The organism is Gemmatimonadota bacterium (assembly GCA_026706845.1).
Taxonomy (GTDB): Bacteria; Latescibacterota; UBA2968; order UBA2968; family UBA2968; genus VXRD01.
On record JAPOXY010000061.1, the window covers coordinates 1 to 9,892 of the forward strand.

Annotated in this window: 10 protein-coding genes; 2 read left to right on the forward strand and 8 right to left on the reverse strand. The window is 50.0% G+C overall.

Annotation, left to right across the window (positions count from 1 at the left end):
* Positions 1–24: 24 nt before the first annotated feature.
* From OXG87_05990 to OXG87_06005, 4 genes are read right to left on the reverse strand one after another with little or no spacing between them, the layout of a single operon-like run.
* Positions 25–159 (reverse strand): hypothetical protein, encoded by a 135-nt coding sequence (locus tag OXG87_05990; protein MCY3869090.1) that lies wholly within the window; start codon positions 157–159, stop codon positions 25–27.
* Positions 160–196: 37 nt separating this feature from the next.
* Entirely contained in the window at positions 197–2,092 is a 1,896-nt protein-coding gene (gene selB / locus OXG87_05995; GenBank protein MCY3869091.1) for a selenocysteine-specific translation elongation factor, read from the reverse strand.
* Positions 2,092–3,498 carry an L-seryl-tRNA(Sec) selenium transferase gene (gene selA / locus OXG87_06000; protein MCY3869092.1) on the reverse strand — a complete coding sequence of 469 codons (1,407 nt, stop codon included), beginning with the start codon at positions 3,496–3,498 and terminating at the stop codon, positions 2,092–2,094. Before selA ends, selB begins: the two co-directional genes overlap by 1 nt.
* Before the next feature lie 11 nt (positions 3,499–3,509).
* Positions 3,510–5,126 carry a GWxTD domain-containing protein gene (locus tag OXG87_06005; protein ID MCY3869093.1) on the reverse strand — a complete coding sequence of 539 codons (1,617 nt, stop codon included), beginning with the start codon at positions 5,124–5,126 and terminating at the stop codon, positions 3,510–3,512.
* 219 nt (positions 5,127–5,345) lie between these two features.
* On the opposite strand from OXG87_06005, the gene OXG87_06010 reads away from it, so the two are divergent.
* Positions 5,346–6,419 carry a class I fructose-bisphosphate aldolase gene (locus OXG87_06010; protein MCY3869094.1) on the forward strand — a complete coding sequence of 358 codons (1,074 nt, stop codon included), beginning with the start codon at positions 5,346–5,348 and terminating at the stop codon, positions 6,417–6,419.
* 73 nt (positions 6,420–6,492) lie between these two features.
* Here the strand turns inward: OXG87_06010 and OXG87_06015 are convergent, their stop codons facing one another.
* The 3 genes from OXG87_06015 to OXG87_06025 form a co-directional block, all read right to left on the reverse strand.
* Complete coding sequence (locus tag OXG87_06015; GenBank protein ID MCY3869095.1) at positions 6,493–6,975, reverse strand: HEPN domain-containing protein; 483 nt, start codon at positions 6,973–6,975, stop codon at positions 6,493–6,495.
* A gap of 10 nt (positions 6,976–6,985) precedes the next feature.
* Positions 6,986–8,110: a DUF262 domain-containing protein gene (locus OXG87_06020; protein MCY3869096.1), complete on the reverse strand. Its 1,125-nt coding sequence runs from the start codon at positions 8,108–8,110 to the stop codon at positions 6,986–6,988.
* Positions 8,111–8,175: 65 nt separating this feature from the next.
* Positions 8,176–8,610 (reverse strand): hypothetical protein, encoded by a 435-nt coding sequence (locus tag OXG87_06025; protein MCY3869097.1) that lies wholly within the window; start codon positions 8,608–8,610, stop codon positions 8,176–8,178.
* Positions 8,611–8,778: 168 nt separating this feature from the next.
* Here OXG87_06025 and mazG point away from each other — a divergent pair, with 168 nt between their 5' ends.
* A complete protein-coding gene (gene mazG, locus OXG87_06030) occupies positions 8,779–9,549 on the forward strand; it encodes a nucleoside triphosphate pyrophosphohydrolase (GenBank protein MCY3869098.1) in 771 nt (256 codons plus the stop codon).
* Here the strand turns inward: mazG and OXG87_06035 are convergent.
* A partial coding sequence (locus OXG87_06035) for a hypothetical protein (GenBank protein MCY3869099.1) occupies positions 9,546–9,892 on the reverse strand: 347 nt, incomplete at its 5' end. The genes mazG and OXG87_06035 overlap by 4 nt on opposite strands.

The window sequence follows — 9,892 nt, forward strand, 5'->3', positions numbered from 1 at the left end:
CCCAAATTCATCCGTTTAATCATTTCAGATCAATATAGCCAACATCATATCATCGTGCAAGGTCACCTCTTTTTTTGACGAATTTGGGGCATTACCCGGCGCAAGGTCAACCGAATCAAAACGCCCTGATCTGACCTGCGGGTTTTCTATCCTGATCATCCTCTCATCCTGCCCATCCTGATTCTGACAGTGTTTTTCACCCCAACACCCGCACATCCCCTTGCCGGATGGTTATACCCTGTGTATCGAAATAATTCAACAGCGGCACGGCAAATTTGCGCGTGGTGCCGATCAGACTGCGAAAAGTCGATACATCGATCTCCCCATTTTCTTTTAAATAATCGACCAATTGCCGCGTCACCTCTTCCATCACCTCGGGGTGAAAGAGCAACGTATCTTCCAGGCGCACCAGATTTCCCATAGCCTGCATCGCCGACACCACATCTCGCACAGAGCTGGCATTGACCTGAATCGCATCGGGCAGCGTCTTTAAGTCCTCAGGCGTCGTCCCCCCATCTTTTAATACCCGCACAATCGCATCGCGAATCTCCCCTTGTTCGGGCGTCAACGCAATTTTGTAATCGCGCAATCCAATCAGCGCATTATCGCTTTTTAAGGTCCCCGCGTGAACGAGATATTCAACACCCTGCGCAAACAAATCGTCAGAAGGTGTGCCTTTCACCAATGCGCGAAGTTCCTCGCGTCGCGCACCTATCCGGAGGGGATGCGCCTCGTGAAAAGCCCGCACTGCATCGCCAATCCCGTCCAGCAATTCCCGCCAGCACATCGCGTGGACATACATCGTTTTACCCGCCTGCACATAAGAAATCACATCGCCCGAATCGACGAGTGCGGTTAACTGACTCTCAATCTCACTCGCAGACACCGCCATCTCAGATGCGAGTTGTAGCACAGTTCGAGGTCGCAATCGCGCGGCCTTTAAGCGCGTCAACAAAACCTGTGTGGGATCATCCTGCTCCAATTCTCGCAGGGCGTCATTGACATCGTCCCGAAACCGCCGATGCTTCACGGGTTGCGGATCCAGCACCACGCCACCGCCCAGCGTTTGCACTGGTGAATACCGCCGGATCACAAACCGATCGCCCCGCGCAGCAACGCCCGGTTCCTCCAGGCGCAACTGCACCAGTTGCGATTCACCCGGCAACAAAGTCTCACCTTCGAGCAACACCACGCGAGCCAAAACCTCTCGCGGCCCCATAAGCAAATGCACGCGCGTGCGATTTGTCACATGCGCGGGTGCATCGGGGAGCATGTGCAAGCGCGCATCGATCATATACGTCGTCTCAAAATACCCCGGTTGCGCCAGAAGATCGCCCCGAGACACCTCATCGACCTCGACCCCGCTTATATTAATAGCCGCGCGTGCCCCCATCTGTGCCACACCCACATCTCGCCCATGCGTTTGCACGCCGCGAACGCGAACGCCTTTGCCCGCCGGCAACAGCGACAATTCGTCTCGCACGCGCACATCCCCTGAAATCACAGTACCCGTCACCACAGTTCCAAATCCCTGTACGGAAAAAGCGCGATCAACAGGCAATCGAAAAATGCCCTGATCTGGCCGCGCCTCAACCCTTGCGACCTCCGCCTCAACCGCCGCGCGCAACGCATCAATCCCCTCGCCAGTGATCGACGACACGTACGCAATCGGTGCACCCTCCAAAAATGTATCTGCAAACACCTCCCGCAATTCCTCTTCCACCAGCTCCAGCCACTCTTCTTCTACCAGATCGACTTTTGTCAACACCACAATACCGCGGGGCACACCCAAAAGATTCAAAATACCCAGATGCTCGCGCGTCTGCGGCATCACCCCATCGTCGGCAGCCACCACAAAAAGTGCCAGATCAACCGTACACACCCCCGTCACCATATTCTTGACAAAGCGCTCGTGCCCGGGCACATCGATAATGGTCACATTATCTTTCCAATACGCAAAACCAATATCAATGGTCACGCCGCGATCGCGCTCCTCGGGCAAGGTATCGGTCTCAATACCCGTCAATGCCTTGACCAGCGCCGTCTTGCCGTGATCGATATGCCCGGCCGTTCCAATAATCACATGCGCCATCAACCCCGCGCTCCTTTTTTCATCGCATCGCCCACAATACTCACCTCGTCATCTTTTATCGTGCGCAAATCCAGAAATAACTGCTCATCGCGCACATAGCAAATAACGGGCGGATCATAGCGGCGCAACGCATTGGAAAGGGACAAAATTTCGCCACCGGAAATTGCGACTGCAACACTCGGAATATTTTCCAAAGGCAGCGCACCACTGCCGGTTTGTGCATCGGAATCAACCAGTTCGCACGTAAACTCCTCAAGTTCACCAATCATCTGCAACAACCGCTGACCGCGCTGCTCAAGCATTCCCACAGGCTCTGTCAACATGCGCAGTGTGGGATGTTCGCGCGCCAATGCCTCTGGATTTAAGAACAACTTCAACGTCGCTTCCAGCGCAGCATACGTCAACTTCCCACAACGCAACGCGCGCATCAAGGGATTTTTGCGAATTTGTTCTACGACATTTTGTGTACCCACAATAATTCCACACTGCGGCCCGCCGAGAACCTTGTCACCACTAAACATCACCACATCTGCCCCGGCGGAAATACTATCGGACACCAGCGGCTCATAAGGCAATCCGTAATCCCGCAAATTGACCAGCACACCACCGCCCAAATCGTGCGCCACAGGCACGCCGCGTTGTCGTCCCAACACCACCATACCTTCCAGCGCAACTTCGGCGGTAAACCCCATCACCTTGTAATTGCTCGGATGCACCGCCAGCATCACCCCTGTATTTTCCGTCAAAGCGTTTTCGTAATCGCTCAAATGAGTGCGATTGGTCGTCCCCACCTCGACGAGTTGCGCCCCACTGCGCGCCATAATATCGGGAATTCGAAACGACCCGCCAATTTCGACCAGTTGTCCGCGCGACACAATCGCCTCCTTGCCACCCGCCAGTGTATTTAACGTCAACAAAACAGCCGCTGCATTGTTATTTGCAATCGCAGCGGCTTCGGCGCCGGTCAGCTCACACAGCAATTTTTCTACAAGCGTCGTACGCGATCCGCGCTGTCCAGTCTCCAGATCCAACTCCAGATTGCTATACGAGCCAGCAATATCAACAACGTGTTTCACCGCGACATCGGACAGCGGCGCACGTCCCAAATTGGTATGCAGGATAACCCCGGTCGCATTCACAACACGCCTGAGATTTGGCGCAAGTTGTTCTGCCAATTGGCTCTGCACATCCTCGACAATCCATTCGGTCAACGCCTCACGCGACGTACCCACCGCCTCACCATCGCGCATCATCCCCCGCACGCGGTCTATCGCCTGCCGAATCATATCGGTCAAAACAGACGTCCCACAGCGCTTTGACAGCGTCTGAATCGCCTGTTCATTGAGCACCCGATCTACACCGGGAATAATTGAATAATCTACATTTTTGTTTAAATCACCATTCATAGCCCACCGCCCTACGGCACAATTTTAAACGCAATCTCTTGCTTCACATCGCGGTCCGCCAGCAAATCCGTCACCTTGACGCGGACTTCCTGACCGCCCGGCTCGGCGTCTTTCAAGTCCAATTCGACATACGCCATATCCTCTGTGGTATCACCCGATTGCTCATAGGAAATCACCACTTCCCTGCGCTTCTCTTGCAAGCGCAACATACGACCCAATCCACGCAGCGCGCGAATCGGCGCAATCCCTTTTTCCTGAGCGCGAAAAGAATAATCCACGCGATACCTCGTTCGTCCAAATTCATCGCGTTTCAAATTGTACACTTCAAAATAGACAAATGCATTTTGATCTGGGCGAAATGCCTTTGACGCCATTGGAATAATTTTTAATCCGCGTTTTTGAAACGGACCTTGCTCTTCACTCGGCCCAACAAAAAATGCGAGGGCAATATCGCTCATTAACAAGTCGTCGTATTGCGAAAAATCTGATACGGCCAATGATTGCTGATACACTTGCGATTTTCCCGACACCACGTCGCGAATCTGGAAAGAGAGATAGTGCAACCCCGCTTCAACCTCAAACGCGAGCACACCCGGAATAAACGCCCCATCCAACACTTGCTGGTCTGATGGCGCCTGAAATGTCAATTGATCCTGCAAGCGATAGACCTCTGTCCACAAGCTATCAAACATCGCAAGACCGCGGTCCAGCATCACCTGATCGGTTTTTTCATCAATGGGCAACCGCGCCATTTCCTCTGCCGGCAATCCATAGTAGATTTCCAGCCGCGTCGCGCCATCTTCACCGCGAAATCCAGCGGGAAAATAATAAAAATCAACGGGAAGCTCGGCAATATCTGCATCGTAAACAGAGGGCTGATGCGCTGCCACTTGCCGCAAAACCACCTCGCTCTGATACGCCAGCAAATCCGTTGTCAAAGACAGACTCAAGCCCTCGGGCATCGGTGCAAAATCATACCTGTTCCCCTTGCCGCGACGCACAAAATCAAACTCTGTACCGCCCTCCAAATCCGCATACACCCAGTATTCCCACCAGGACATCGCTGGCACGGGAAAAATGGGTTGCCCGGGCCTGATCCTCAGGGCAATGCGTCTGCGATTCACGTAATTTTGCCGCGCATCCTGTATCTCTCGGTCCATCTCATTTTGAATATCGCCCGACTTGCTCGTGTGATCGGGTTTGCCAAACCGCACATAAACCTCGCCCCGATCATCCCAGGGGAACTGTCCCTGACCGTAATATTGCCGCGCATACGCCACGCGCCGATAATGCTCAATAAGCCGCTCATTTGCCTTTGTCAACGGCGAGGGATCCAGGCGTTGCCAAAAGCGATCAATCAACTCTGCGCGTTTCTCTGTATCCGCATCCCGGTAAATTTCCAGATCATCGGGAAATGCCACCTGCGCCAAATCGCGATAGAGCGCCTGCTCTTCTTCTGACAGGTCTTTGATATACTCTTCAAACAGCGTCTGCGCCTTCGCATAATCCCGAACAGACTGCGCCTGAACCGCCTGAACCAATAACGGATCGTCAAAACCGCCCTCCTGCGCCCAAAGCGTTGTGCCCAACACACACAGTGTCAGAAAACCCGTCAATATCGCATGCATAACAACCACCTTGTGAAATGTAGGTATGCCTTATAAATCAAATCTACCCGATAATCCCCCGACCCGCAAAGAAAATCTCCCTCATTTATTGACAAGCACCACACCTGCATGTATCTTTTTCACCTATTTTTAGAAAAATTAACGCGCTCTTGCAAAACATTTACAATCCAGTGATCTCACCGGACCTGGCCCAATCTAATTTCTCATAAGGAGTTCTCCATGGCAGTAGCTGTTCAAAGTGGCATTGACAAAATCGCGGACTACCTCGGCGATGACGCTGACGACTTACTCGATTACGAAGCACTGGTGAACAAAAACTTTCTCACACTGCCCGGTCCCGACTTTATCGACCGGGTCTTTGCAGACTCTGACCGCACCATTCCCGTGCTCAACAACCTGCAACGCCTCTACAGTGCGGGGCGGCTCTCGGGCACGGGGTACATTTCCATTCTCCCCATTGATCAGGGGATCGAACACTCCGGCGGCGCTTCCTTTGCCCCCAACCCCATCTACTTTGACCCCGAAAACATCGTCAAACTCGCCATAGAAGGGGGCTGTAATGCCGTGGCAACCACACTGGGCGTACTCGGGATGGTCGCCCGCCAATACGCCCACAAAATCCCCTTTATCCTCAAGTTTAACCACAACCAACTGCTCACGTACCCATCCCAATACGATCAGGTCGTATTTGGACAAATCGAACAAGCCCGGGAAATGGGATGTGCAGGTGTGGGCGCCACAATTTATTTTGGCTCGCCCGAATCCAACCGACAAATTGTCGAAATCAGCGAAGCATTTGCCCGCGCACACGAACTGGGGCTATTTACCGTACTGTGGTGCTATTTGCGCAACTCGGCATTTGCAACCGACGACATCGACTACCACGAAGCCGCGGACCTCACGGGACAGGCCAACCACCTCGGTGTCACCATTGGCGCAGACATCATCAAACAAAAATTGCCGACCTGCAACGATGGTTACACAGCCCTGGATTTTGGACGCACCCACGACAAAGTCTATACCGAACTCACATCTGATCACCCCATTGACCTGTGCCGCTATCAGGTCGTCAATTGTTACATGGGCAAAGCCGGACTGATCAATTCCGGGGGCGCATCCTCAGGCGCCAGTGATTATGCCGAAGCCGTGCGAACCGCTGTAATCAACAAACGCGCCGGAGGCACCGGCCTCATCTCTGGGCGCAAAGCATTTCAACGATCCATGCACGAAGGCATCCAACTCCTCAACGACATACAAGACGTCTATCTCTGCCCCGATGTAACCATCTCCTGATTCACATCACAGACAAAAAAAGCGGAGCTTTCGATCTGCCGAAGGCTCCGTCTTTAATTTTCGCCTGTATTATCTACGATCCGCTACTTGAGTCGGTATCATCTTCAAGCAGCGCTTCAGAAAAAAAATCCAATACAATGTGACCTTCTTCATAAAACTCCTTCACATCCTTGAAGGTCGCATTACTCCCTTCTGCATGTGCTACTTGGTTGCGATTTGTAATAATATTGCTATAGAGAGTCTCCTGAATTTTGTTATCCATTATCTTTTGTGTGAATCGTTCTTTATAGGGATTTAGTAACCCTGAAATTTCATTGACCCTTATGCTCCTAAAAACAGCATTTATACAAGATTCCATAAACTCTACTATTGATTCATCTTCAACCGAGGAACACTTTTCACGGATAAGTTCTTTAATCTTTCGTTCGAACTCCGCGCACATGATAACCAATAAAGACTGAGTTAATAAGCTCTCTATCTCGGTCCCAAATGCATCTGTATCAGACAAATGTTCTTCACATTTCTCCAAAGTTCTATCAATTCGTGCAAGGCGCATAGCGGTTTGCCTAATCAAACAGAAATTGCTCAGCCTGACTGAAGCGCCTTTTAACAATATCTACATCCGTGGTCGAACTTCGAGTGCAGTAGTCAAACTCATCATCTCCGATTAAGTGTTTATATCGATCATTGATGTCTTCTGGTATTGAGTCCAGATGCTTTGAGAACGCTGTTGTTACAGCATCAAACACAGCGGCGTTTAGTCCGGCGCGAATATGAAAGGGTTTTTCACCTAGGGATTTAACAATAGCTTTACAAGTCCCATCTAACAGGTTCTGATACTCTTTCAGCATTTCTTGTGGTGCATTCTTATTCTTTTTTACAAACCGTGAAAGAAAGTCTTTCATGGGCTTGTTATAGGCAGAGAGGTCCCGCAGAGCAAAAAAACGCACTAGTAATTCTATATCTTTTCCACGTCTATCCGGTTCATTCTTGCCAAGGATTTTTCTCCACTCAGAAGACGTGTTAATTTTTTGCAAGAATTTGGTAAGATTGCCGTGATAGACGCAGTTTCGTATTTCTTGATTCGTCAACATAGTACCACCGGTATTAAGTCTCTCAAAAATATGATACATACTCGTGTCATCTAGGGGATCCGATTGTTGAACAATAAAAGCACGCAAAATAGCGCGTTTCAGTTTACGCTTGTCTTCATCTCGAAGATCCTCAAATGTCTTTTCATTGTATATACTTTCTTCGCTCAGTCCCGTAAGCCGAAATACTCGGCGAGATCCCTCTTGCTCAGGACCAAAAAATCCATCAAAATAATAAAAGATACTTTTTAGGCGTTGTTGCCCATCTATTACTAAATCTTTTTGACTGTTGCGCTCGCGATAAAAAAATACCGCAGGAACCGGCAAGCCTACCAAGAAAGATTCAATAAGTTTACTGGCCTGAGTCTGTTTCCAGACAAAACGTCTTTGAAAATCTGGAATTATAATCTCGTCTGCTTTCCAATTTTGGTAAAGTACCTCCAGGGGATAATCCGCAGGATAAGTTGATATTTGATAGTCTGGAGGCGCGCTTTCATTTTTTTCATCTTCTGAAGTGAGATCTTCCAAGTCTATATCTGTCGCATCCCGTGTCTCAGTTTCTAATGGGACCTGTACATCTATTTTATCGATAATTGACATCATTGCCTCACTTGTTTCGGGAAAACCCAACTATTGATTATACGAGAAATCCGACATTATGATATTCAAACCAACTTCTCACCGTCGAAAATCATCTTGTCCTTTTCGTAAATCGCGCCCGTCTCTTCATCCAACTTGTACTTCATCAACTGCCCCATAGACATATGGTTAAACACCTCTTTGGAATCGCCGTATTTTTCCAGCAATTTTTCAATTGGACCTTCAAACTCATAGGTTCGACGTTTGGGCCGTTCGCGCGCTCTGCGCTCGGATTCTTCCTTGCTCAAAATGGGCAATCGCTCGGCGGTGGGGCCCAATCGACTCGCGTATTCCTGCCGCCTGCGGTACTGATCGTGCCGCTTTTCAACCTCGTCCTTGTCCTCTTCTCGCTCCTTGTGACTGAGCAAATCTCCTTCCCGCTCTGACCACTTTTCCCGCTCCCGCTCGCGCACATCATCGCGGCCTACTTTTCGCATAATATCTCGCAGTGAATCACTCATCTCTCAACCCTCCAAAGCCAGATAACATTAAGACAACCAGATAATCCAAAAATAACGCACCACATCCCGCTTGTCAAAAGGTAATTCCCACTTTTAAAAACATCGGGGTTGACGCAGGTCCTCTTTGCATACATATTGAAGTCAGACACACCATGCGAAAGGAAATACATGTCCAATTTGGAACGACTCATCAACATCATGGCGCAATTGAGAGGACCTGCGGGCTGCCCGTGGGACAAAGAGCAAACACACCAGAGCCTGAAACCCTACCTCATCGAAGAAGCCTATGAACTCCTCGAGGCAATTGACGACAATGACGATGGCGAAATCAAAGAAGAACTGGGCGACCTCTTGCTACAAGTCGTCTTTCACGCGCAAATTGCCAGTGAAGAAAACCGATTTACCATAGACGACGTGGCCGAAGCCATCGCCGACAAACTCATCCGCCGCCATCCGCATGTTTTTGGCGACACGCAAGCCGATACACCCGACGAAGTCATCAAAAATTGGGAAGCCATCAAAGCCGAAGAAAAACCCGACAAAAAAGCCTCTCTGCTCGACGGAGTGCCACAACACCTGCCGGCATTATTGAAAGCTCGCAGACTCCAGGAAAAAGCCGCGCGTGTGGGATTTGAATGGGAATACATTGCTGATGTAGCTCAAAAAGTGCGGGAAGAAACAGAAGAATTGATGCACGCACGAGAAAGCGGCGTAACAGAAAAGATCCAGGAAGAATTTGGAGACTTGCTATTTGCCCTGGTCAATCTCGCTCGATTTCTCAAAATATGCCCCGAAGAAGCACTCATACAAACCAACAGAAAATTTCAATCGCGCTTTCAGTACATCGAAACCGAACTGTGCAAACAGCACAAAACACCTGATGACGCTACACTTGAAGAAATGGATGCGCTGTGGGAAGCCGCAAAAAAAGAGAATTAGCCCCAAAAATCGTAGTGTGCAGACAACTCCAGAACGGGAATAGGAGCAGATTCCCAATCGTCAATCCAGCAAATAATACTATCACAGGCCATATAATCGAGATTTTCGCGCTCGAAATCACTGCTGCGCAACACCGCATGCGCTCGAACCGGCAATTCATTACTCGACAGAATATAATTGGGAAACGCCTCCTGGGATTTGAGCACCTCAAATCCCAACTTGTCGTAAATCCGAATAAACAACTCGCGGACATTGGTCGCATTTCGCACAGCGGGATACGTCAAAAGATGTTCTCGACTGACGGGAGCCAGTTGTTTTCCAATGACATCAAGCGTACTCTGGG

What these genes read in the sequence shown, in the direction of transcription:
- selA (MCY3869092.1), bottom strand. Translation starts at nt 3,498, where the DNA reads ATGAATGGTGATTTAAACAAAAATGTAGATTATTCAATTATTCCCGGT.
- OXG87_06015 (MCY3869095.1), bottom strand. Translation starts at nt 6,975, where the DNA reads ATGCGCCTTGCACGAATTGATAGAACTTTGGAGAAATGTGAAGAACAT.
- OXG87_06020 (MCY3869096.1), bottom strand. Translation starts at nt 8,110, where the DNA reads ATGTCAATTATCGATAAAATAGATGTACAGGTCCCATTAGAAACTGAG.
- OXG87_05990 (MCY3869090.1), bottom strand. Translation starts at nt 159, where the DNA reads ATGATCAGGATAGAAAACCCGCAGGTCAGATCAGGGCGTTTTGATTCG.
- OXG87_06025 (MCY3869097.1), bottom strand. Translation starts at nt 8,610, where the DNA reads ATGAGTGATTCACTGCGAGATATTATGCGAAAAGTAGGCCGCGATGAT.
- mazG (MCY3869098.1), top strand. Translation starts at nt 8,779, where the DNA reads ATGTCCAATTTGGAACGACTCATCAACATCATGGCGCAATTGAGAGGA.
- OXG87_06005 (MCY3869093.1), bottom strand. Translation starts at nt 5,126, where the DNA reads ATGCATGCGATATTGACGGGTTTTCTGACACTGTGTGTGTTGGGCACA.
- selB (MCY3869091.1), bottom strand. Translation starts at nt 2,092, where the DNA reads ATGGCGCATGTGATTATTGGAACGGCCGGGCATATCGATCACGGCAAG.
- OXG87_06010 (MCY3869094.1), top strand. Translation starts at nt 5,346, where the DNA reads ATGGCAGTAGCTGTTCAAAGTGGCATTGACAAAATCGCGGACTACCTC.